The 23,035-nt window shown below is 63.6% G+C and carries 25 protein-coding genes; 14 read left to right on the top strand and 11 right to left on the bottom strand.

From position 1 onward, the window contains the following. Positions 1 to 153 precede the first annotated feature (153 nt). The 4 genes from GJR99_RS05610 to GJR99_RS05625 all read right to left on the bottom strand — a co-directional run bounded on the left by GJR99_RS05610 (position 154) and on the right by GJR99_RS05625 (position 4,984). Positions 154 to 1,875: a pilus assembly protein gene (locus GJR99_RS05610; protein WP_151110105.1), complete on the bottom strand. Its 1,722-nt coding sequence runs from the start codon at positions 1,873 to 1,875 to the stop codon at positions 154 to 156. Then, positions 1,869 to 3,917 (bottom strand): type II/IV secretion system ATPase subunit, encoded by a 2,049-nt coding sequence (locus GJR99_RS05615; RefSeq protein WP_151110107.1) that lies wholly within the window; start codon positions 3,915 to 3,917, stop codon positions 1,869 to 1,871. The genes GJR99_RS05610 and GJR99_RS05615 overlap by 7 nt, the downstream gene beginning before the upstream one ends. A gap of 123 nt (positions 3,918 to 4,040) precedes the next feature. Next, positions 4,041 to 4,481, bottom strand: coding sequence for a DUF7311 family protein (locus tag GJR99_RS05620; RefSeq protein ID WP_151110109.1), 441 nt, complete (start codon positions 4,479 to 4,481; stop codon positions 4,041 to 4,043). After that, positions 4,478 to 4,984 carry a DUF7310 family coiled-coil domain-containing protein gene (locus GJR99_RS05625; protein ID WP_225317598.1) on the bottom strand — a complete coding sequence of 169 codons (507 nt, stop codon included), beginning with the start codon at positions 4,982 to 4,984 and terminating at the stop codon, positions 4,478 to 4,480. Before GJR99_RS05625 ends, GJR99_RS05620 begins: the two co-directional genes overlap by 4 nt. A gap of 119 nt (positions 4,985 to 5,103) precedes the next feature. Between GJR99_RS05625 and GJR99_RS05630 the strand changes: the two genes are divergently transcribed. Then, positions 5,104 to 6,186, top strand: a complete 1,083-nt coding sequence (locus tag GJR99_RS05630; protein ID WP_151110111.1) for a tubulin/FtsZ family protein — start codon at positions 5,104 to 5,106, stop codon at positions 6,184 to 6,186. A 99-nt stretch (positions 6,187 to 6,285) separates the two neighbouring features. Here the strand turns inward: GJR99_RS05630 and GJR99_RS05635 are convergent, their stop codons facing one another. Then, complete coding sequence (locus GJR99_RS05635; RefSeq protein WP_151110113.1) at positions 6,286 to 7,635, bottom strand: alkaline phosphatase family protein; 1,350 nt, start codon at positions 7,633 to 7,635, stop codon at positions 6,286 to 6,288. A 167-nt stretch (positions 7,636 to 7,802) separates the two neighbouring features. Further along, positions 7,803 to 8,642 (bottom strand): hypothetical protein, encoded by an 840-nt coding sequence (locus GJR99_RS05640; RefSeq protein ID WP_151110115.1) that lies wholly within the window; start codon positions 8,640 to 8,642, stop codon positions 7,803 to 7,805. 142 nt (positions 8,643 to 8,784) lie between these two features. Here GJR99_RS05640 and GJR99_RS05645 point away from each other — a divergent pair, with 142 nt between their 5' ends. The 3 genes from GJR99_RS05645 to GJR99_RS05655 are packed head-to-tail and all read left to right on the top strand — an operon-like array spanning position 8,785 to position 11,575. Further along, a complete protein-coding gene (locus tag GJR99_RS05645) occupies positions 8,785 to 9,225 on the top strand; it encodes a DUF5788 family protein (protein WP_151110117.1) in 441 nt (146 codons plus the stop codon). Beyond that, positions 9,222 to 10,970 carry a DNA polymerase/3'-5' exonuclease PolX gene (gene polX, locus GJR99_RS05650; RefSeq protein WP_151110119.1) on the top strand — a complete coding sequence of 583 codons (1,749 nt, stop codon included), beginning with the start codon at positions 9,222 to 9,224 and terminating at the stop codon, positions 10,968 to 10,970. The genes GJR99_RS05645 and polX overlap by 4 nt, the downstream gene beginning before the upstream one ends. Continuing rightward, positions 10,934 to 11,575, top strand: coding sequence for a Mut7-C RNAse domain-containing protein (locus GJR99_RS05655; protein WP_225317599.1), 642 nt, complete (start codon positions 10,934 to 10,936; stop codon positions 11,573 to 11,575). The genes polX and GJR99_RS05655 overlap by 37 nt, the downstream gene beginning before the upstream one ends. Positions 11,576 to 11,612: 37 nt before the next feature. On the opposite strand, the gene GJR99_RS05660 is transcribed toward GJR99_RS05655, so the two are convergent. Continuing rightward, positions 11,613 to 12,560, bottom strand: coding sequence for a DUF7139 domain-containing protein (locus GJR99_RS05660; protein WP_151110121.1), 948 nt, complete (start codon positions 12,558 to 12,560; stop codon positions 11,613 to 11,615). A 145-nt stretch (positions 12,561 to 12,705) separates the two neighbouring features. On the opposite strand from GJR99_RS05660, the gene GJR99_RS05665 reads away from it, so the two are divergent. From GJR99_RS05665 to GJR99_RS05680, 4 genes are read left to right on the top strand one after another with little or no spacing between them, the layout of a single operon-like run. After that, on the top strand, positions 12,706 to 12,987 hold the full coding sequence (locus GJR99_RS05665; protein ID WP_151110123.1) for a DUF5789 family protein: 282 nt from the start codon (positions 12,706 to 12,708) through the stop codon (positions 12,985 to 12,987). Positions 12,988 to 12,989: 2 nt separating this feature from the next. After that, a complete protein-coding gene (locus GJR99_RS05670) occupies positions 12,990 to 13,661 on the top strand; it encodes a CPBP family glutamic-type intramembrane protease (protein ID WP_151110125.1) in 672 nt (223 codons plus the stop codon). Then, entirely contained in the window at positions 13,658 to 14,281 is a 624-nt protein-coding gene (locus tag GJR99_RS05675) for a GrpB family protein (protein WP_151110127.1), read from the top strand. The genes GJR99_RS05670 and GJR99_RS05675 overlap by 4 nt, the downstream gene beginning before the upstream one ends. Before the next feature lie 57 nt (positions 14,282 to 14,338). Beyond that, complete coding sequence (locus GJR99_RS05680) at positions 14,339 to 14,794, top strand: DUF302 domain-containing protein (RefSeq protein WP_151110129.1); 456 nt, start codon at positions 14,339 to 14,341, stop codon at positions 14,792 to 14,794. Positions 14,795 to 14,811: 17 nt separating this feature from the next. Here the strand turns inward: GJR99_RS05680 and GJR99_RS17395 are convergent, their stop codons facing one another. The 3 genes from GJR99_RS17395 to GJR99_RS05690 all read right to left on the bottom strand — a co-directional run bounded on the left by GJR99_RS17395 (position 14,812) and on the right by GJR99_RS05690 (position 17,387). Beyond that, positions 14,812 to 14,985 (bottom strand): hypothetical protein, encoded by a 174-nt coding sequence (locus tag GJR99_RS17395; protein WP_191967075.1) that lies wholly within the window; start codon positions 14,983 to 14,985, stop codon positions 14,812 to 14,814. A gap of 32 nt (positions 14,986 to 15,017) precedes the next feature. Continuing rightward, positions 15,018 to 16,283: a DNA repair protein NreA gene (nreA, locus tag GJR99_RS05685; protein WP_151110131.1), complete on the bottom strand. Its 1,266-nt coding sequence runs from the start codon at positions 16,281 to 16,283 to the stop codon at positions 15,018 to 15,020. Between the two features lie 120 nt (positions 16,284 to 16,403). After that, positions 16,404 to 17,387 (bottom strand): transcription initiation factor IIB, encoded by a 984-nt coding sequence (locus tag GJR99_RS05690; protein WP_151110133.1) that lies wholly within the window; start codon positions 17,385 to 17,387, stop codon positions 16,404 to 16,406. 117 nt (positions 17,388 to 17,504) lie between these two features. Here GJR99_RS05690 and rnhA point away from each other — a divergent pair, with 117 nt between their 5' ends. Continuing rightward, on the top strand, positions 17,505 to 18,098 hold the full coding sequence (gene rnhA / locus GJR99_RS05695) for a ribonuclease HI (RefSeq protein ID WP_151110135.1): 594 nt from the start codon (positions 17,505 to 17,507) through the stop codon (positions 18,096 to 18,098). Next, entirely contained in the window at positions 18,091 to 18,651 is a 561-nt protein-coding gene (locus GJR99_RS05700; RefSeq protein ID WP_151110137.1) for a DUF7108 family protein, read from the top strand. Before rnhA ends, GJR99_RS05700 begins: the two co-directional genes overlap by 8 nt. Positions 18,652 to 18,675: 24 nt before the next feature. Here GJR99_RS05700 and GJR99_RS05705 read toward each other — a convergent pair whose 3' ends face one another. Then, entirely contained in the window at positions 18,676 to 19,035 is a 360-nt protein-coding gene (locus GJR99_RS05705) for a PadR family transcriptional regulator (protein WP_151110139.1), read from the bottom strand. Positions 19,036 to 19,374: 339 nt separating this feature from the next. Here GJR99_RS05705 and GJR99_RS05710 point away from each other — a divergent pair, with 339 nt between their 5' ends. From GJR99_RS05710 to GJR99_RS05725, 4 genes are all read left to right on the top strand, one after another. Continuing rightward, a complete protein-coding gene (locus GJR99_RS05710) occupies positions 19,375 to 19,908 on the top strand; it encodes an inorganic diphosphatase (RefSeq protein ID WP_151110141.1) in 534 nt (177 codons plus the stop codon). Between the two features lie 464 nt (positions 19,909 to 20,372). After that, on the top strand, positions 20,373 to 21,287 hold the full coding sequence (locus tag GJR99_RS05715; RefSeq protein ID WP_151110143.1) for a rhomboid family intramembrane serine protease: 915 nt from the start codon (positions 20,373 to 20,375) through the stop codon (positions 21,285 to 21,287). Position 21,288: 1 nt separating this feature from the next. After that, on the top strand, positions 21,289 to 22,083 hold the full coding sequence (locus GJR99_RS05720; protein WP_151110145.1) for an endonuclease V: 795 nt from the start codon (positions 21,289 to 21,291) through the stop codon (positions 22,081 to 22,083). Between the two features lie 100 nt (positions 22,084 to 22,183). After that, a complete protein-coding gene (locus tag GJR99_RS05725; RefSeq protein WP_151110147.1) occupies positions 22,184 to 23,026 on the top strand; it encodes an SDR family oxidoreductase in 843 nt (280 codons plus the stop codon). Positions 23,027 to 23,035 lie beyond the last annotated feature (9 nt).

A 23,035-nucleotide genomic window follows, 5' to 3' on the forward strand; every position in this document is an offset into this window, starting at 1 on the left:
TCAGCACGGTTCGGTCCAACGCTCGACGCTCGAACGCCCGATGGCCAGCTGTCCCACGTTCGAACGCCCGATGGTCAACCGCCCCATGCTCGAACGCCCGATGGTCAACCGCCCCATGCTCGAACGCCCGATGGTCAACCGCCCCACGCCCGATTAGACGAGTGCGCCCGCGGCGGCGAACGAAACGAGGAACGTCGCCGTCGCGGAGACGAGTGCCCCGCCGACGCGCGAGGCGACGAGGTGTCGGTCTAGTCCGTTCTCGATACCGACCGAGAGCGTCGTGAGCAACACGGCAGACAGGAGGACGTACACACCCACTGCGAACCCGAAGTCACCGGTTGCCATGGGGGCAGTGACTGCCGCTTCGCCGAGAGACCGAGCGGGGGCCATTCCGTCTGCGAGCGCGACAGTCGCACCCGCGACGAGCGGGCCGAAGAACGCCGCCGTGTTCGAGAGCGTCTCGGTGATAGACGCGAGTTCACGGCGTGCTTCTGCGTCGAGTCGAGAGAGTGCTGCGAGTTGGTCGGCCATCGAGACGATGGCACGCCCTGCAGGACGGCCCTCGCTGGCGGCGAGTCCGAGGAGCGTGACGACGCCGGCGACGCGAGGACTCGGCACCGACTCGAGGACGCCGTACTCCCCACAGAACGATTCGACGACGCCCACACGAAGTCGGCGCTGGACACCGACTGCGTCGGCGAACAACTCGCCAGTCGCACCGGGAACCGACGACGACGCACGGTCGAGCGCCGATTCGACCGACTCACCTTCGGACACGGCACGCCCGACGAGGTAGAGGACGTCCGACAGACCGTCTTCGACGGTCTGCACCTGTTCTCGGAGTGCGACGACTGGCCGTGCGGAGACGTACAGCGTCGACCCGAGACCACCACCGACTGCGGCGAACGGGGCGGCCCACGGTGCGACGAACGCGGAGACGGCGGCGGCACCCGAGACACCGACAGCGACCCCGACGAGTCCGGCACGGAGTCGGTGGTCGTCGACCGCAGGGTGCGACGAGTCGACCGACAGTGGTGCGAACGCGACGGGTCTGCGGACGAGTACCCATCCGACTGCAGCGAGGAGACAGACCGGGAGGACGACGTCGTACAGGAAGACGACGTGCATCGTCGAGATATCGACGCCAGCGACCCGTGCCGCAGGGAGTGCGCCGACGAGTGCAAGCGGAAGCAGGACACCGAAGGCGTAGACGGCGGTTACTGGTCCGCGGATTCCGCCGGCGAAGTCGGCGAGTCGGTCACGAGTCCCCTCGCGGACGACTTCGTGCGCTCTATCGAGTGCTCGGTCTCGTTCACCAGCGGGAACGTCGGCGGCCGTCTGGAGCAACGCCGTCGCGCGGTCCAGTGCGGGGAACCACGGACGCCACGCGGCGGCGAACTCACCGAGCCCAGCAGTTGGTGTTCCGCGGGCACGGTCGGTGTGCGCGGCGAGCGAGTCCGAAAGCGGGTCGTCGGTCGCCCGAGCGGCGAACACCGCTGCGTGCTCGACCGAGGGTTCGATTCGCATTCGGAGCGCGATACGGCCGACCAGTTCGGGGACGCGACCGAGTGCGCGAGTGCGTCGGAGTGTCGCCAACCAGACGGGTGTGACGTGAATCGCGTGTGCCGAACCGAGCGCCGACGCGAGTGCGACCAAGACGACTGTCAACGTCGGAAAACCAGCGAGAACGGCTACAGAACCACCGAGAGCGCCTGCGGGAATCGACGCACCGTACCCGGCACCGACGACGGTTTCGGCGTCCACTCGAGAACCGAGGAACGTGAGCGCGCGCCGTAACTCGTCGCTGGGGTCGCTCGTGGCCGGAGCGAGTCGCGCGAGCATCGGCAACGACGCGTGAACAGCAGTCGTTAGCATTCGGAACCACACCCTGAATCGCCTGCAACACGGTCAGCAGGAGCAGTCTGCCCAGTCCGTGCGAGCGACGACAACTTCGACGCACGGGCGTCGAGTTCGTCCAGAACGTCGGCGTACGACTCACCGGGAACGGCGAGCGACTCGACGGCGACACTGTCGCCACGGTCGATGGTTCCCGTCGGCACGGTCGACTCGCCATCGTGTGAGAACAACGTCTCGAACGCGACGTCGTCACCCGCCGACCGAACTTCCTCGACGGAGGCCACACGGTGTGACTCCGCTCGCTGGCACGTGACGACGAGGTCTGTCGCGGCGAACGACGACGCGGGCACCCCGAGGTCAGACACGACGCGTTCGCGGACGTCGGCCGCACCGTCGCCGTGAATCGTGCCGAGGACGGCGCTGGCGTTCGCTCCGACACGCATCGCCTCGTAGAGGACGGCCGCCTCGTCGCCGCGAACCTCACCCACTGCGAGCGCTCCGTCACCCAATCGGAGCGCCGCGTGAAGCGCCTCTTGCGGCGTCGGTTCGGGACCACCCGTCGTGTCGGTTCGGAGGGCCTGGACGTCGCGACCGGCCGACCGAAGACTCGACGCAGGGAGCTCCGGCGTGTCTTCGATGAGGACCGTTCGAACGTCGCTCGGCAGCTCCCAGAGGAGCGATTCGAGGAACGTCGTCTTTCCCGCTCCTCGGGCACCGGCGACGAGGATGGACGCACCACGTTCGACGGCGAGCGAACAGACTGCGGCGGCGTCCGGTGAGAGCGTCTCGTTTTCGACCAGTGTAGCGAGCGTCAACGGCGTCTCGTCGTGCCGGCGGAAGGCGAATCCGAGACCGTCACTCGCCGGTGCGGTGACGCCTGCGACGCGGATGCTCGTCCCGCCGGCGTCGATGACGGTGTCGAGTGTCGGGTCCGCGCGAGAAAAGGACGCACCACTCACGCGCCGAAGGCGAGAGGCGAGTGACGCCGCCCCACCGGGAGCGAGACGAACGTTCGTCGGCATCGACGTGCCCTCGACGACGACGCGAATCGGGTTCTCGTCGGCAGGCGTCGAGATGTACACGTCGGAGACACGAGGGTCAGAAAAGAGGTCGTCGAGGACGCCGTGGCCCTGTGTGTGCTTTTCCAGAATCGACGCGAGCGTGTCGATGGGGAGGGTCGTGTCGGCAGACCGTCTCTCGCTGTCCGACGAACCCAGTTCGTCGGCGTCGGCAACGAGGCGGACAGCACGGCCGGGTGCGCGCGCTCCGGCCTCGACAGTCCCGCGAGCGAGCGCGTCGTGTGCTGCTTCGAGCGCCTCCGCAGAGACAGGGTCGAGGCTCGACTCCGGCGGGTCGAGATGGTAGACTGGCCCCCGTGGCGTCTCGTACCGACGGGCGATTGCACCGGTGTCGAGCGTCGTCGACTCGGCGAGTCGTGCCTCAGCAGGTGGGCGTGGGTCGACACGTGACCGAGCGACCGTCGGACCGACGACCGCGCGCAACGCGTCACCGTATCCGTCGGCTCGGTCGGCACCTTCGGCGAGTCCGGTTTCGACGGCCGCGCGGCGTATCGGACCTGCGCGGCCGGTCGCCTCGTGGGCAGCGCCGAGTGGGTCCGTTCGGGTGCGTTCTGCAAGCCGTTCGTCGTAGAACCGGACACGTTCGGCAAATCGGCCGGCCGCGACGAGGAGGCCAGTCGCGCCATCGTCGTATCGGCGTTCCAAGCCATCGGTTCGGACGACGACTGCGTCTACGTCGTCTGTCTCCAGCGTCTCGACGACTGTCGCCCGGCACGCAGCGGCAGTCGCGAGTGACCCGGTGTTCGGACAGTCGGTCGCGTCGACGACGAGCGTGGTCGTCTCGTCGTCTGGGCGGTCGGTCGGCGTCGAAATCGTCGGCGTACAGCCACAGTCGGCAGTGGGGTCCGACTCTCCGAGGTCCGTGCCGACGACAGCAGCGAGTGTGGTGACGACCGAATCGGGGAGCGGCGAGCGGTCCGCGTTCAAAAGCGACGAACAGCCGAAATCTGGGAACGACGAGCGGTCGAAGTCGAGAGGCATACGGTGGGGTGGCCCCGTCCCCCTATTTGAACCTACGCAGGAAATCGAGGGAGAGAAATCGGCGTCGTACAGGCTGTCGAAGTCACAGAATCCGGATTACGCTGGTTCGACGACGGGTTCGAGTTACGCTGGTTCGACGACGACCACCGGTCCAGCGCTGTCTGCCTGCAGCGTCAACCGAAGGCGGTGCTCACCGGGGGCGAAGACGAGTCGCTCGCCAGCGACGCGGACGCGTGGCCCCCCGACCCGTCGGACGACAGTCGGTCCAGAGGCCGTGGTCGCCGCCAGTTCGACGCCGTCACCACCGCGAATCGTGAGTCGGGAGACACCGGCCGCCCGCCACGACCCGGACGGAACGGAGACGGCGACGTATCGTCGTGCACCGGCGAGTCCAGTGGGTGTCGGGTCTTCGGTGGCCGCGAGCGAGGCGGCCGCGTGGGCGATATCGTTCGCAATCGTCCCGACCTCGACAGTCGTCGCGTCTGCCCGTGCGGCGTCGGCCGCTGGAAACGCGACACTCGCGATTGCGACGGTGAGCAGACACGCGAGGACGACGCGAATCACAGCACATCACGGAGTCGCGCTGCGAGTCCACTGGACTGCTCGTCCGTCTGTTCGCGACGGGCGGGATGGTCGAACTCGGTGTGCGACTGTGGACGCGAAGTGGACAGTTCCGATACAGACTCGGTTCCGCCGAGGTCCGACACCGGTTCGTCTCCCTCGAGTTCTGACACCGATTCGTCGACGAGTGCCGCTTCGAGCGATTCGGCCTTCGCGAGTGCGGCGTTCGCACGGCGTTCGACGTCTTCGTTGACGGTCCGGACACCGCCGACGTAGCCACGAATCGCCTGCGTCGCCGCGTCCACGTCGTCCAGTCGGTCCGAAATCGACTCCACGGTCGATTCGAGGTCCGAGATCCGAGTCTCGATTGCGGCGAGGTCTTCGAGTGCAGAGACGTCGGTGTCGGTCCCAGTCAGCGTTCGTTCGACCGCTTCCAGTCGGGCGACGAGTTCGTCGGTTCGGTCGGGCGTCGATTCTGCGGCAGTTCGCGAAGTGCGGTGGGTCATACGACGGGGTGGTTCCGTCATCCAACATAAACCTCGGGACCGAGATACTGGGTCGCCTCGGCGTCGCAACCAGTCACCTGTGGGGAACGTTCAAGAGAAGTCCCAGAGTGGAGTGGGGCATGAAGACCGTCCTGATTGGTGTTGGACAAGCAGGTGGAAAACTCACTGCGGCCCTCCAGTCGTTCGACCAGCAGATGGGTTTCGGTGCCGTCCTCGACGCAGTCGGGGTAAACACCGCAAAGACCGACCTCCAGTCGCTCCCGTTCGAGACCGTCCTCATCGGCCAAGACCGGGTCAACGGACACGGTGTCGGTGGCGACAACGAACTCGGTGCCGAAGTGATGGAGTCGGACAAGACAGAAGTCATGTCGGCACTCGACGGCCGCGTCACGGCGAAGACGGAGTCGATATTCGTCGTCGCCGGCCTCGGCGGTGGGTCAGGGTCCGGTGGGGCACCTGTCCTCGCGAAGGCACTCAGACGCGTCTACGACATCCCGGTCTACGTACTCGGTATCCTCCCCGGCGAAGACGAAGGCGCGATGTATCAGGTGAACGCCGGTCGGTCGCTCAAGACCATCGCGCGTGAGTCCGACGCGGTCCTCCTCGTCGACAACGACGCCTTTCGGTCGTCGGGTGAGTCGATGCGCGCAGGGTACGACGCCATCAACGACGCAATCGCCAAACGAGTCGGACTCCTCCTCGCCGCGGGAGAGGCAGTCGAGGGCGTCGGAGAGAGCGTCGTGGACAGTTCGGAACTCATCAACACGCTTCGGGCCGGCGGAATCGCCGCACTCGGATACGCCAGCGCCGAAGCCTCGGACGTCGCAGAAGAGAACATCAACGCCGTCATGAGTACGACCCGCCGGGCGGTTCTCACTGGCACGAGTCTCCCCGATGCGAGCACCGCCGACTCGGCACTCGTCGTCGTCGCTGGGAGACCGGAGGTAGTTCCCCGAAAAGGCGTCGAGCGCGCCCGTCGCTGGGTCGAAGACGAGACCGGAAGCACGCAGGTCCGTGGTGGTGACTTCCCGTTAGAGAGCGGCCGACTCGCGTCGCTCGTCCTCCTCGGCGGCGTCGAGCGGTCCGGGCGCGTCGAGTCGTTCATGGAACGCGCTCGTGAGGCCATCGAAGAAGCCGATACAGTGGTTCGAGGGGACCCGACAGAGCAGTGGGCGAACGACGAACTGGAAGACCTGCTGTAGCGGCCACGACTCGCTCTCCGGTGGTCGAAGACGAACGGAGAGACCGGGGAACGTGAGTGTGTCCGGTGCGGCGCGAACCTGTTCCGTTCGGCGCGGTGCTTACTGGTGGACGAGAGTCGCACCGTCGAGTTCGGTGCGGGTGAAGTCGACTTCCATGAGTTCGAGAATCGTCGGCGCGATGTCGTAGAGGTCGGCGTCTTCGATCTCGGCCTCGGGGTCGTCGATGTAGAGCGACGCGTTGTCGAACGAGTGCATCCCGTTGCGCGGGCCGGTTCCGAACACGTCGTCGTGACCCTTGAACCCGGACTTCAAGTCGAAGCCGTGGTTCGGGATGACGACGAGGTCCGGCGCGATGTCGTCGTGGTCGCCGCGGAACGCTTCTTCTTTGACGACGACGCGTTCGGCGACTTTCTTGCCGTTCGGTCCTTCGAGTGCTTCGAGTTTGGCCTTCAGTTCGGCACGGACCTCCTCGTACTCGTCTTCGGAGACGGAACCGCGAGGTTCGCGGCCTTCGAGGTTGATGAAGAAGCGACCGGGGATGAGCGAGTACGCCTTCGACTCGGAGGCGATGTCAGAGAGTGAGTCGTGGTCGTCGGCGTCGTACGAGAGCCACCCTTCCTGTTCGAGCCAGGTGTTGCAGTGGACCTCGTAGTCGAGCGAGGTAAAGCCGTGGTCGGACGCGACGACGAGCGTCACGTCCTCGGGCAGGAGGTCACGGATGTTGCCGATGTACTCGTCGACTTTTCGGTAGAACTCGACGAACGCGTCTTTGTTCGGGCCGTCGCGCTCGTAATCTTCGAAGAGGAAGTGGTTGACTCGGTCGGTCGTCATGAAGACGCCGAAGAAGAGGTCCCAGTCGTCCTTTTCGAGGTAGTGGACGAACGCCTCGTATCGTTTGTCGAGCGTCTCGTGAGCGTCTTCCATGAACGCCGTCTTGTCGTCGTCGTGGCCGAGTTTGGCGTTCACGTCGATCTTGTAGCCCATCGATTCGAGGTGGTCGCGGAACTCGTCGGGGTAGGCGGCCTTGTCGACTCCGGGCGAGAGGAATCCAGAGACCATGCGCTGGACGTTTCGTTGCGGCGGGAACGTCACGGGGACGTTCATCACCGTCGCCTTTCGGCCCGCGTCGGTGACGCGGTCCCAGAGGCGAGTGGCCTGTACGTCTCGGCCCATCGGAACGTACGTGTCGTACGAACCGACCTCACGGTCCTGGAAGCCGTAGACGCCGGTCTCACCGGGGTTGACACCAGTCGTGAGCGCCGGCCAGCAAGCGCTGGATTCAGGCGGGACGATACTGTCGATAGCACCACCCGAACCGTCGTCGGCCAGTGCCGCGAAGTTCGGAAACTCCTCGGGATGCTCAGAGAGGAGACTAAATGGCACCCCGTCGATGCCGATGAAGGCGACGCGGGGGTGGTCCTTGCCGCGGAGTCGGTCGAACAAACCCATGCTTCAGGTTATCCAAGATAACCATAAGAAGGTTCGTCTATGTACGCGCGTTTGCGTCGATGTACGACGGATTCGAACGGCCATCCGAGTAATCGGAGAGATTCGCCGCCGAACGAACGGCGACCTAGCGAACCGAATGCACCGAAGAGTGAGAGACGATACGATGGTCAGGCCCGTGGCGACCCGCGCGTCTTGAGCGGCCGGTCACTCAGCAGGGTCGTCCGACCAGTCGCACGGAGTTCGCTCACGGTGACGAACGCCAGTCCCCAGAGGATGAGCGCGGACGCCCACACGGGACCGACACTCGACACCTGCGTCGGGAAGACCAGCGAGAGTGCCCCGAAGTAGATTGCGAGGCCAGCGGTCAGCCACGCGACGACACGGTGGCCTGCCGCACCGGCAGACGCGACGAGTCCGAGGACGAGGAGGTTGACCGACATCGTCGACATCTCCATGTAGTGGCCCGCGATCGCGTGTACGTCACCCGAACTCTGCAGCGTGAACTGATTCGCTGCGAAGGCGAGGACAGGGATAGCCGCCACCGCGACGAGGCCGAGGAGTGCCGGACTGTAGTCGTCTCCGACCGAGAGCAGCTCCCGGCCGGCGGGGTGGAACAGCGACATCAACCCGATGAGGACGAAGAACGGGAGTACTTCTTCGACCGGTCCGCCCCCGACGACGACCCCGACGAAGACGAGCGTGATGAGTGCGAACGCGACTTGCATCAGTGCCACCCGCTTGAGCGGGCGGTAGAGTTGACTCGCGACGCTCAGCATGATTATCCAGACGTTCGCGGCGATGACCATCACGTGGAGACGGTGCTCTGCAAGTACCTCCCCACCTGCACCCCACCCGGTGAACGAAAACATGAGTAGGTCCGAGATGAACGCCGCCGCCATCCCGAGGGTCACGAGCGCGAGGAGATAGAACGCATACAGCCGAGCACGCTTGAAGGTCGTCGGCGATTCGCTCTGCTCTTCGTTGTGTTCTGTGTTACCAATAGCCATTGCCACAGAGAACTACGACGGAACGAGAGATAACCATTCTCTGGGGTTTTCGGACCTGTTCCCGGCCGAGACTGTTCTTCGACACTGCTGGACTGCGACGTGGGGCGAAGGAGCGAAGTGTCACGCGAGGTAACGTCACATCGTGAAGGAGTTCGAGCGCAAACAACTCTTGGAACGCGTCAACCGTGAGGGGGCGACGGTGGGCGCACAGATTCCCGAGCGAATCGACGTCCAGGGGGAACAGATAGACCTCAAGCAGTTCGTCTTCGAGATAAAACGCCGCGACACAATCCCGTCTGGTGAACACGACCGGGTGGACCAGGCAAAGCGAAATCTCCGGCGCGAGCGCCTCGAACGCCTCCAACCGATAGAGGACGGCGAGATAAGTTACGAGGAGGGCCGGAAACTCGTCGACGACATCATCGGAATCGACCGAGCGTTGAACGCGCTCGAACAACTCCGGCCGGCAGACCTCGAACAGGAGGCCAAACTCCAGAACGCGGCCGACCAGAAGCGCTGGATGAACTTCTTGAAGAAGGCGCTCGGTCGCGACAGCGGCAAGAGCAAGCGAGGTGGCCGATGAGCCGAAACGACGAGATAGCGACGCTCCTCGAAGAGTTCGCAGACTTACTCGACGCGAAAGACGTGGCGTACAAGCCGTCGAGTTATCGGCGCGCCGCCGAGAACGTCCGCGAATACCCGAAACCCGTCGAAGAACTCGCCGCCGAAGGCACAGACGCGGTCGAAGAAATCGACCGCGTCGGCGACGCCATCGCGTCGAAGATAGTCGAGTACGTCGAGACGGGCCACATCGAGGAGTTAGACGACCTGCGCGAGGAGTTACCCGTCGATATGGCCGTCCTGACGAACGTCGAAGGCGTCGGGCCGAAAACTGTCGGAAAACTCTACGAAGCACTCGGAATCACCACCTTAGACGAGTTGGAGGCCGCCGCTCGCGAGGGGAAGATTCAGGAGGTCAAAGGCTTCGGTGCGAAGACGGAGACGAACATCCTCGACGGTATCGAGTTCGCCCGCGAAGCGACCGGCCGAGAGACGCTCGGAAAAGCAGTCCCGCTCGCCGACGACTTGCTGGCGTACCTCACCGAGAGCGACGCGGTGGGCCGAGCAGAACCCGCCGGGTCGATGCGGCGGTGGCGCGAGACGGTCGGCGATATCGACGTACTCGTCGGGAGCGGCGACCCCGAAACCGTCCTCGACCACTTCCTCGCGTGGGACCTCGTCGGCGACACCATCGAGGCGGGCGCACAGAAGGCGAGTATTCGCGTCAACGCGATGCGCGTCGACCTCCGCGTCGTCGACCCCTCGGAGTACGGTGCGGCACTCCAGTACTTCACGGGGAGCAAAGACCACAACGTCCACCTCCGAAACGTCGCCATCGACCGCGGCCTCAAGATGAACGAGTACGGACTGTTCGACGTCGCCGACGTTTCGGACCCAGATAGCGACCCTCGCGTCGGAACCCGCGTCGCTGGCGAGACCGAGGAGTCGATGTACGCCGCGCTCGACTTGCCGCTCATCCCCCCCGAGATGCGCGAAGATACCGGCGAGATAGAGGCGGCCACCGACGGGTCGTTACCGGACCTCATCGAGGAAGGCGAGATTCGTGGTGACCTCCACACGCACACCGTCTGGTCAGACGGCGACAACACCATCGCGGAGATGGTCGCCGCCGCCGAAGAACGCGGGTACGACTACCACGTCGTCTCGGACCACGCGACCGGTCCGGGGATGGTCGGCGGCGTCGGCGTCGAAGACGACGACCTGCTCGAACAGATTGACGAAGTTCGCGCCGTCGCCGCCGACTCGGATATCACCGTCTTCACTGGCGTCGAAGCGAACATCGACGCCGAAGGCGGTATCTCGGTCGACGACGACGTTCTCGACGAACTCGACGTGGTCATCGCGTCGCCCCACAGCGCCCTCGACCAGGACCGCGAGACTGCGACCGAGCGCCTCGTCCGAGCGATGGAGCATCCCGCAGTCGACATCCTCGGCCACCCGACCGGCCGCCTCATCAACCAGCGTCCGGGTCTGTCGGTCGATTACGAACGACTGGCCGACGCGGCGGTCGAACACGGCGTCGCACTCGAACTCAACGCGAGTCCATACCGTCTCGACCTGAACGGTGAGGCGCTCAAAATCGCCGTCGAGGCGGGTGCGACCATCGCAATCGACACCGACGCCCACCGACCGGCAGAACTCGACCACGTCCGCTACGGCATCCACACGGCGCGGCGCGGGTGGGTCGAGACGGCCGACGTCATAAACACGTGGTCGGTCGACGAGTTGACGGCCTTCCTGCATTGACCGACGACGCTCGACCTTCGGGAACCGACCGCGGCGACGACGACACCGACCGCGGCGACGACGACACCCACCACAGCAACACCGACCACGACGAAGTCGGCGCTGACCACCCCGGAACGCTCGCTTCGGGGGTCGAAGCGGCAACTTCGAAAGACACGACGCTCCTCTTGGACGTGATGCTCGGCAAACTCGCCACCTACCTGCGAATGTGTGGATACGACGCCGCCTACGCGATGGACGAAACCGGAGGCGACCCCGGCGACGACCGGTTACTCGCCCGCGCTCGCGACGAGAATCGCGTCCTCCTCACCCGCGACGTCTCGCTGGCCGAAACGGCCGACCGAAGCGTCTTGCTGGCGGGACGAACACCACTCGACCAACTACACGAACTCGAATCGGTCGGGTTTCACGTCGAACTCGACGAACGACCGGCACGGTGCGGGTCGTGCAACGGCGAAGTCGAACTACTCCCCGACGGCGACCCAGTTCCGGAGTACGCACCCGACCCGACCGAGACCGACCTCTGGCGGTGTCGAGACTGCGGCCAGGTGTTTTGGCGCGGGAGTCACTGGCGCGACGTGGAGTCACGACTGAACGACAGGTGAGCGGGAAGAAGCGAGGAAAACGAAGGACTCGAGCGAGTCAGTAGCGACTTCGGGGGAACCACTCGTCGCAGGACTCCATATCCTGCATCATCTCGTCGTGCGCAGCGCAGTAGGGTTTGAGGCCATCCGACGTGCGGACGTATTCGAAGTAGGTGCAGTTGCCACAGTACCGGTCTCCGACCATGCTATCCTGCGGCCGGTTCGCGTTCGGGTGTTCCATCGCGTTCTCGGGTCCTCGACTTGCGGACGACCCGACGGTGTCGACGCCCTTGGCGGTCTGTGCACGTTCTGTGGGCCCCGTGGACGGTTCGAGGTCGAGTGGGGTAATCGGTTGCGACGACGCGCCGCCGTCGGTCGCCCCTGCAGCACCGCCCGTGGGTGAGTTCGTCTGTGTCTCGACGTCGCCGTCGGGCGTGCCGCCGAGGAACCCGATGCCGCTGAGGCCGCCGCGGACGGTCTTTTCGACTTCGACGATGCGAGTCTCTCCTTTCTTCGTCACCTGGACGGTGGCCGTCCCACCGGGGTCGTTCCGCGTCTTGAAGTTGGCGACGCCGACGAACAGACACCAGAACGTGGTAATCGTGCCGAAGAAGTAGACGCCGACGGTCTCGAGCGTCAGGTCGGTGAGTCCTGCACCACAGGTCGCACCGGTCCACTGGCACGGGTAGGCATGAGAGAAGAGGCCCACTCCGAGAACAGCGATACTTGCGCCGATGACTGCTGCGGCACGAGTCCGACGGCTAGCGGGAAGAACCGCGAAGACGCCGAGGAAAACGGCAGGAACGCCTATTCCTCCGAGGATGCCCCCGAGTTCACGTGCCTCACCGAGCGTGGCTCCACCCGACGTGTACACGTCGGTGGTCGTGACCACGATGCCCGCGATGACGAGCAGTACACCGGTGATGAACACCCCAAACCCTAGGGACAGCCGTCGGAGACTCGGGCCACCTCGGCCGCCGTGATATGCCTCCGATAGACTGGTCATAGAATCGTTTACGAAACCGGTCCCTAAAACGATGCGTCAGACGTCTGTCTGTTTATCGACACGTCGCGGGCTGTCGTTCTCGACCGGAGTCGAGGCCGATAGGAATCTCGAAGGGATTATCATCCGCGGTGGCTAACGCTCGTTCATGGCTGACGAGGAAGCAGACGAAGCGCCTGCCGTGGAACTGGGCGAAGGCGAGTCCGTCGAAGGCGCGCCCCTCGCGCGTGTGGCCTCTCGACTGACGTGGCCCCAAGAGAAGAGTAGCATCCTGAAGAAAGAAGGCGACGCGGTCATTCGGACGCCGAGCGGCCCGCAGACGCTCGAAGACGTCCTCGCTGACGTCGACGAGACGTACTTCGACACGCGCCAGACCTTCGTCAACGACGTGCTGGACGTCGTCGGCCGAGGTCCCGTCGCGACCGAATAACGGTGCTCCGTCGCCGGTTCGCGCGACTCCCGTGGCTCTATCGCGCCCTCCTCGCTGGAGGTGTCATCGGTGCCGCGTGGAGCCTCTGGCCGATTCCGTCCGGCGATCTCACCTACCGTGCGGTCCACGACGCGCTCTTGTTTATCCTCGTTCCCGGAGCGCTTGCAGTCTCACACGGGCGTAACCTCGGGTGGAGGGTAGACCGGGCAGCACTCAGAAACACGGTCCTCCTCGCCCTGTTCGTCCTCCCGTTTTATCTCGTCGGGTCGTCGCTTCCGACGATTCGGACCTACTACCCGATGTGGCACACCTCGACGGCGCTCGTCGAGTTCGTCCCACACGCGGCACAGCAACTGCTCGTCGTCGTCGCCGCCGAGACGTACTACCGAGGGTTACTCTGTGTCGGCGTCCGCGACATCGGACGAAAGAGCGCACTCATCAGTCCGATTCTCTACGCCTTCCACCACGTCGGAAAGCCGCCGATAGAGCTTCTGTTGTCGGCACCGACGGACGTTCTCTTCGGCCTCGTCGATTACGAGAGTGACTCGATTCTCCCGTCTATCGTCGCCCACGGGTTCGGTCTCGTCCTCCTCGACTGGTTAGTGCTCCATCCGCCGCTGTTCCCGCCCGACGAGGTTGCTGCGGCACTTCAGTGGCTTCCGATTCCGCTATGACCCACTACGGGGACACGAACGTTTCAGCAGACCCCACCGACGACAGTGAACCACCCCTCGGACTCGCGCGCGGAACAGTCGAACTCGTTTCACACGACCCGGCGTGGCACGACGCCTCCGACTGCGAAGTCGAGCGCCTTCGGTCGCTGCTCGAGACCGATGTCCTCGGGTTCGAACACGTGGGGAGCACCGCGATTCCGGGCATCGCCGCGAAGCCGGTCGTCGACCTGCTCTCTGTGGTCTCGGACCTCGACGAGGCCGACCACCTGGTGGCCGAACTCGAAGCAGCAGGCTACGAAGAACGGCCCGACGACGGCGTTCCAGACCGGCGGTTCTTCGCACGTGGACCGCCGTCGCGACGGACTCACTACCTTTCGGTAACCGAACGCGGGAGCGACTGCCACCGCGAACAGGTGACGTTTCGTGACTCGTTGCGGCAAGAGCCCAAGCTCGCCGCCGAGTACGACCGCCTGAAGCGGGAGTTGGCCGACGACTACCCGGACGACCGGGCGTCGTACACCGCGGGGAAGTCGTCGTTCGTGCAGTCGGTACTCGACCGCGTCGACGAACGGCGGTCGTCGGTCCGCCAAACAGAGTCTGGCGATATCGACGATTGGTGAGTGCGCGACTCACACAATACAGGTACTTTTTCCCGGCCGGGGCTCGAAGGGAAGTCGATGACACTCCCAATCGACCCGACCGCTATCAAACCGGAAGACATCGGCGAGGAGCGAGTCGTTCTGAACATGGGCCACGAGGAAGCAATCGAACACGTCCGCGAGGCATTTACGGACGCCGGGTTCGGTATCGCGACCGAATTTTCGCCCTCGGAGATGCTGAACGAGAAGATAGACGCCGGTCGTGACCCGTACTACGTGCTCGGTGCCTGTAACCCTGCGATGGCAGACCGCGCCCTCGACGCCACCGACAACAAGATGGGCGGGCTCTTCCCGTGCAACGTCGTCGTCTGGGAGGAAGAACCCGGAAAACAGGTCGTCTACCACCTGAGCATCATGCGCGTCGCTCGACTCATCGGTATCGCACCCGACGACGACGAGATGGCGGACATCATCGCCGACACGGGCGAACTCGTCGAGAAAGCGCTCGCCAACCTCGACGCTGTCGAAGCCTAAGCCGGGACACCTCGTCTCTATACGGACTCGCTTTCTTCGAGTGCGTCGGCGATGCGCTCGATGTCTCCACGAATCTTGTACAAGAGGTAGATACCGACGAGCGCCGCGACTATCGGCAGGAGGCCGACGACGGCGTACACGAGGAAGATGACGAGCAGTTCCGGACCGCCAGGTATCTGGAGTGGGACCATACAGAAGGTGTCGGCCCAGTGTCAGATATACGTTACTGCCCGAAGTCGAAGATGTTCGTCTGGAGGCCGGCGGCCATCGTCGATTTCCGACGAAGGTCACCGAGCGAGACGGGGAGGTAGTTGGTCACGTCGCGGACGGCGTCACCGAACGTCTCTGCTTCGACCATCTCGCCTTCGAAGGCGTGTCGAATCGACTCTCGAATCTGCCAGACGCCGACCGGACCCCAGTACTCGTCGGAGACGTGCCGAAGAACTAGGGCTTTGGCCTGTCGCCCTCTGTCGTGGAGGTGCTCGAGGACGCCCAGTCGAGAGGCGTGATACGCGCCTGCAGTCTCGTTCACGTAGGACGACCGGCCTTCGTAGCCTTCACTATCCGCGGCGAGATACATCCCAGCCTCTGGATTGGGGTTCCAGACGCTCCCAGGGGCTTTCATCTCGACTAACTCGAACTCCCACCGACCCGGTGCGAGGATAACCCAGAAGGCGTTGCCGAGGAACTCGTTTCGGTAGATCTCGACGTTGTCGATGGTGTTCGCGTGTTTGACCGTCCCTCTGAGGTACTGGCCGAGTGTGTCGTCGACGGCCGTAATCGACCAGCGCGTGGGGACGAGTCGGCGCTGTTCGGTCTGGCCGAGTGCGCCGGCCGAGAGGATGGTGTTGATGTCGTAGACGTCGAATCCGCGTCGGTAGAGATAGGTCATCGCCCCCTGTGCGTTCCAGTCGTCGTCTTCGAGCGTCTTCTTCACTGCTCGTGGAACGTGCGGGTTCTCCGCGAGGTCGGCAGACCGAGCGTGGGCGCGGGGGCCAACCGGTGTCGCCACGTCGTCGGTGTGGGCGTCGAGATTCAAATCCGGTTTGCCGTCGAGGCCGATTTCGACGGTGACGGGGCGGTCGGCGATGGCGACTTCCCGTTGCGTGCCCAGAAAGCCGTCCCACGAGTCGGCGACGTTCGTGACTTTCGTCCCACGATTCGAGTTGAGAAGCGAGGTCCGGCGCTGAAACACGTCGGAGATACTCACGCCTTCGTCGTACCACGCGGCGCTCGTCTCGAAGGTGTCGGCGTCTTCGTCGTGCCCGACGGGCGAGAGGATACCCGTCGAGACGCGCGGGTAGTTCGACCGCCCGACGAAAATCGACGGCGAGACGCCCCCGTAGAGTGAGTCCCCCTGCACCGTCTCCTCGAATCGGTCTTGAAACGTTTCGAGGTGGTCGAGGATGCCGTAGGACTTCTCTTCAGCGAGGCGGCGGCGCTCGGCGCGCTCGTCCCGCTCGATGTCCATGAACTCGTCGAGCCGCATCATCGGATGTGCGTCGTCCGCGGGTATGAACCTTCGGCGTCGGGGGCGTCGTCCGATTCAAAACGAGTCGGCGTGGTCGGGATGGGTATGGACAAGACACCCGAAGGACCGGGCTTCCTGTCAGGCGTGGATGTCCATCGCTTCTATCTGTTCTTGGTAGCGGTTCCGGATGGTGACCTCGGTCACCTGCGCGACGTCTGCGACTTCGCGCTGGGTCTTCTTCTCGTTGCAGAGCAACGACGCCGCGTAGATTGCGGCGGCGGCGAATCCTGTCGGCGATTTCCCCGAGAGCAAGCCCTGTTCGGCCGTCGTCTCGATAATCTCGTTCGCCTTCGACTGCACCTCTTTCGAGAGGTCGAGTTCCGACGAGAACCGTGGGACGTACTTCTTGGGGTTGACTGGCCGCATCTCCAACCCGAGCTCTTGAGAGACGTAGCGATAGGTCCGCCCGATCTCTTTCCGTTCGACGCGCGATACTTCGGCGATCTCTTCGAGTGAGCGGGGGATTCCTTCTTTTCGACAGGCGGCGTAGAGCGTCGAGGTTGCGACGCCTTCGATAGACCGTCCGCGAATCAGGTCCTCGTCGAGTGCGCGACGATAGATGACGGAGGCGACTTCGCGGACTGCCCGTGGGACACCGAGCGCAGACGCCATGCGGTCGATTTCGCTGAGCGCGAACTGGAGGTTGCGCTCGCCGGCGTCTTTCGTTCGAATGCGTTCTTGCCACTTGCGAAGGCGGTGCATCTGCGAGCGTTTTTCGGACGACAGCGACCGACCGTAGGCGTCTTTGTCCTTCCAGTCGATGGTCGTCGTCAACCCCTTGTCGTGCATCGTCTTCGTGGTGGGTGCACCGACGCGCGACTTCGACTGGCGTTCCGAGTGGTTGAACGCGCGCCACTCCGGGCCGGGGTCGATTCGGTCTTCTTCGATGATGATACCCGTCTCCTCGTGAATCAACTCACCATCTGCCGTCCGTCTGACCTCGTCAGAATCGAGGTTTTCGAGGTCCAACTCGCCTTCGTCCGCCGTCTTGTCGTCTTCCGACTCGTCTCCCCATCGAGTCCGGTCGTACTCACGTTCCCGCTGGCGTGTAGGCCGTTTCATCGCATTTATATAGTGTCTGTCCACTGATACTTGAAAGTTTTCCCTGATATGTATCGGTGGTGTGTCGCTGCGCCGACGAACGGAGCGCCTATACCGAGGCCCCAGCGAGGTGGAGGTATGCCGACGGTCGAGTGTGACCCAGACGAAGCGCGACGACGACTCGAAGAGGCCGGTGTACCCGTACAGTCCGGCAACACAGAGTACGAACGCTGGCGCGCCGCGCGAGGTGACGCGAGCGCAGTCGCCTACGACGAGAAAGTCGTCGTTCAGGGGAGCAACCCGACCGACTTACTGGCGCTCTTGCAACCGAAGGGTGGGCGCGCACACGTCTACTTCGACGGTGCGAGTCGGGGGAATCCCGGACCCGCCGCGGTCGGGTGGGCCATCGTGACGAGCAACGGAATCGTCGCCGAAGGGTCGAAACGCATCGGGAAGACGACCAACAACCGCGCGGAGTACGAGGCACTCATCGAGGCGCTCTCTGCGGCCGCAGAGTACGGGTACGACGAGGTCGACGTGCGCGGTGACTCACAACTCATCGTCAAACAGGTTCGTGGCGAGTGGAAGACGAACGACCCCGGACTCCGTGAACGCCGTGTGAAAGCCAACGAACTGCTCTCTCAGTTCGACCGCTGGTCGTTAGAGCACGTACCGCGAGAGATAAACGACCGCGCCGACTCTTTAGCCAACGAGGCCCTCGACGATGCCTGACTCAGAACTCCCCCAAGAGATATTACAAGAGACAGAGCGGTTGACCCGACTAGCACGTGATGCCATCGACCCCGGCGAACGCGAGACGTATCTCTCGGCCCGAGACGAACTCGTCGAACCGTACGACTTCGTCGCCCGTCACCGGGAAGAAGACGACGTACTCGTCCTCCACCCTGCAGAGTGGGTCGACGACGAGGGGACGGTTCGCCCGTCGCAGATAGACGACGTCGACCGTGGGATAGAACGCCCACTGTCGGGGACGGGTGAAGACTACGAGTGGAGTGCCGTCGAAGAACACAACGCTGCCGTCGTCGAGGCCGTCGCCGACGAACACGGAGACGACCACGCAGCGAACGCGCGGGCGTTCGCAGATTTCCTCGGGAACCACTACGTTCGGCGGATAGAGACGGCTGGCGCTCCGGAGGTTCGTGAGTTCGTCAAAGAATATTATCCACGCAATGCGTGGCTGACCGCCGAACAGCGGTCGTTACTTTCGGATTCGCTCGAATTCGTGTTCGACGCCGTAGACGCCGAATTGCCCGAATACGAGTAGAGCGAAACCGGGGTTTTCTACTGATTACAGCTTGGCTTCGATGAGCTCGGTGACCATCTCGCCGCGTTCGTCGTCGGTGACGAACTTCGAGAGCATCCAGTCGAAGCGGTCGAGGACGGCCTGGAGGCCGTCGTCGGTCAGTTCGTACTGGTTCGTACGCTTGTCGAGTTCGCTCTTTTCGACGAGACCCATCTCGACGAGGTCGTCGAGGTTGGGGTACAGACGCCCGTGGTTAACCTCGGTGTCGTAGTACTCTTCGAGGTGACGCTTGATTGCAAGACCGTACATTGGTTCCTCGGCGAGGATGACGAGGATGTTCTGTTGGAACGCGGTGAGGTCCCGAGCCGCACCGGATTTGTTGCCAATAGTTTGTGCCTCTGACATGCATGTGGAAATGTCATCTACCTATTTAAACTTTGTCAACGCGCAATCGGTTTGACGAACAGACGACCCCGAAATAGCGGGGGTTCTGACGGTATTGAACATCTGTGTAGGGATTTGGACAAATGTACGTGGTTATGAAGTTCAGTACTTTCGATACAGTTGTTAGTGGTAGCATACTGGAGGAATATTCAGTTCGGCATCGAGAGCGGACTCGAGGATTCTCTCGAGAATATATCTAGAGTTGGGTACATCTGCGAGACGGCGAGACACCGAGACCGATACCAGCACCACGAGAGCGATGCCGAAAGTACTTTTGCCCGTTTCGAGGATGGGTTCAATATGGCGAATCTTTGGGAAGACATGGAAACCGGCCCCGACGCGCCGGACGTCATCTACGCAGTTGTCGAGTGCCTCAAAGGCGAGCGCAACAAATACGAGTACGACAAGGACATCCCCGGCGTCGTCCTCGACCGCGTGCTCCACTCCAACGTCCACTACCCCTCGGACTACGGCTTCATGCCGCAGACGTACTACGACGACGAAGACCCCTTCGACGTGCTCGTCCTCGTCGAAGACCAGACGTTCCCCGGTTGCGTCATCGAAGCACGCCCCGTCGCACTCATGAGGATGGACGACGACGGCGAGCAGGACGACAAGGTCATCGCCGTCCCCACCGAGGACCCACGCTACGACCACATCGAGGACCTCGACGACATCCCACAGCAGCTGCAAGACGAGATTGACGAGTTCTTCTCGACCTACAAGAACCTCGAAGCAGGCAAAGAAGTCGAGACGCTCGGGTGGGAAGACAAGCAGGCCGCGAAGGACGCCATCGTGCACGCGATGGAGCTCTACGAAGAGAACTTCGCGTAATCCCTCGCGTACGCGGGCCACTAGTAGACCGTTTTTTGGCGTCGAATACACCAGCGATAGCACGCAGTATCGACCAGAACCCGTCTTCGCCTCGCTCCCGGTCGGCAGTACCCAAAACTGGTGGCCGCGGGGGAGGCAGATACGCCGCAGTTATTCTCGCCACGCCACCAGATAAATTATGCGCATGAGTAATTATTAGTCCGTGGGGAGCCAAGTGAGAAGTGAGTATGGCAGCCAAGCAACCCCGACTCGGGCTCAACCACCCGACTGTCGTCCCGACGAACTTCACGCCTCCTGCCACGGCAGAGAGCGATGCCGACGAAGAGGCCGAAGACGACGCCTGAGTCTTTCTGTGCCACGTGACGAGCGTTCGTGAGATGCATCGCTGAGTCTCGAATCGAGGTGTGCAAATACGACGCGCTGGAGGCAACCCCTTTTTATCTCGCCGCCGCAAGTCGTGAGTAATGGCTATCTGCGACGTGTGCGGCAAAGACGAGAGTCTGCCGTACAGCTGTTCGCGGTGTGGCGGTACGTTCTGTTCCGAACACCGCCTTCCCGAGAACCACAACTGCACGGGCCTCGCGGAGTGGAACGACCCATCCGGCGTCTTCGAGAGCGACTTCGATAGCTCGGCCGGCACGAGCCGGGGGCGCGCGAAGGGTGCCCTCGACTCACTGACGGGTACCGGCGGAGTACTCGGCTACTTCCGTGGGAACGTGTCCTACCTGTTCCTCGCGATCATGTGGGTGACGTTCCTCTTAGAGTGGGTCGTCCTCCTCGTGACGAACTCGAGCGTGCTGTTCAGCGCGCTGTTCACACTGAGTTCGGAGAACCCTCTGTACGTCTGGACGTGGGTTACCTCCGTGTTCTCGCACAATCCGTTCTCGTTCTACCACATCGTGGGGAACAGCATCGTGCTGTACTTCTTCGGCCCGCCGGTCGAACGGTACATCGGGTCCCAGAAGTTCGCCGCGCTGTTTATCGGCGCTGGCGTCCTCGCAGGACTGTCCCACATCGGGAGCGCCCTCATCTTGACGCCCGGCGTCCCCACGTCGGTCCTCGGAGCCTCAGGTGCCGTCTTCGCCGTCCTCGGCGTCCTGACGGTGTTGAACCCGAACCTCCGTATCTACCTGTACTTCCTCATCCCCATCCCGCTGTGGCTCTTTACCTTCGGGTTCGCAGCACTCTCGGTCGTCTTCTTCCTCGCGCCGGGTGCTGCAGCGACGGCCGGACAGGGTAACGTCGCCCACTTCGCCCACCTCGTCGGCCTCGTCATCGGTCTCGCGTACGGACAGCGCGTGAAAGGCAAGCAGCGCGTCCCCAGCGAGATGTCGCTCGGCGGCGGGATGCGTCGCGGCCCCGGCGGCGGCCGCTTCTGAGATGCGGCAGGTCCATCCAGAACTCGCACCACGACCCGGTCTCTCGAAGGCCGAGATGGAGTCACTGCAGCGCCGTGTCGCGGAGACGGCCGTCTTCGAAGACGACCTGTCGTTCGACCCGGCGAGTATCTCGCTGGCCGACTCCGGAACCACGACGCTCACAGGCGACACAGACCCACCGCTCGTCGCCGGCATCGACCAGTCGTTTCTCGACGACCGAGCAGTGAGCGCCGTCGTCGTTCTCCGCGGGGGAGCAGTCGTCGAACGCGTCCACGCCGTCTCCGAACTCGACTTACCGTACGTTCCCGGCCTCCTCTCGTTCCGTGAAGGCGGCCCAATCCTCGACGCCCTCGCAAAACTCGACAGCGACCCCGACCTCCTCGTCTTCGACGGGTCGGGGCGCGTCCACTTTCGACAGGCCGGCCTCGCCACACACCTCGGTGTCGTCTACGACGTTCCGAGCATCGGCGTCGCCAAATCGCTCCTCTGTGGCACGCCCGACGAAGACGTCGATGGCCGTCCCGAAGGCTGGCAGACACCGATTCGGGCAGACGACTCGGTCGACGCTGTCGGTGGCCACCCCGCCACCCCCGAGACGGTCATCGGCTACGCGTTCCAGTCTCGACAGTACGATTCTCGCCCGATAATCAACCCGCTGTACGTCAGTCCCGGCCACCGTCTCTCCGCGGAGACGACCGTCGACGTCGTCTCCCGTCTCTCGGGCGACTACAAACTCCCCGAACCGACGCGACTCGCGGACGCCTACGCCGACGAGGCGAAAGCACAGTACGAGTGACGCCGAAGCGGACGTCAGACGCCGAAGCGAACGTCACACCCCTTCCTCACCGTCGTGCCGAACCGCGAACACTTAACAGCGCACGGTTCGACCTACCGACGTGCATCAAAAAACGGTCCTCATCACCGGTTGCTCCTCGGGAATCGGGCGCGCGGCAGCGCTCGACTTCCTCGACGAGGAGTGGGAGGTTTACGCCACCGCCCGAAACCCGGCGGACATCGAGACGCTGGGCGAACGCGGCGCGAACATCGCGACGCTCGACGTGACCGACCAGGGAGACGTCGAACGCGTCGTCGACCGCATCGTCGACGAACAGGGACGCATCGACTGTCTCGTCAACAACGCAGGCTACGGCCAGATGGGCCCCCTCGAAGACGTGCCGACCGAGATGGTCCACGAGCAGTTCGACGTGAACGTCTACGGCCCACACCGACTCGTTCGTGCCGTCCTCCCGCACATGCGGTCACAGGGCGAGGGGACGATTATCAACGTCTCCAGCGTCGTCGGCCGCGTCTCGTTCCCCGGCGGCGGCGTCTACGCGGGGTCGAAGTTCGCCCTCGAAGCGATGACCGACGCGCTCCGTGCCGAAGTCGACGAGTACGGCATCGACGCCGTCCTCATCGAACCTGGGCCGGTCGAGACGCAGTTCGCCAACCGTGTCGAAGCAGAGGTCAACGGCGGCGAGGAACACGACGGCATCGAGCGCTCGGGTGCCTACGAGAGGTTCTACAAACTCTTCGAAGACAGAGACGCACTCGGCGGAACCATGCCCGGCGCAATCCCACCGGAGCGAGTCGCTGAAGACATCGTCGACGCCGCGAGTTCGACGAAGCCACACGCTCGCTACCAACCCGGAACCGTCGCTCGCGTCACCGTCCTCGGTCGGTTCCTCCCCGACTCGTGGCGCGACACGCTGTTCGAATTCGCTCGAAAACTACCGTAAAAACCGGCC

The sequence above is a fragment of the Haloferax marinum genome, assembly GCF_009674625.1.
GTDB classification, from domain to species: domain Archaea; phylum Halobacteriota; class Halobacteria; order Halobacteriales; family Haloferacaceae; genus Haloferax; species Haloferax marinum.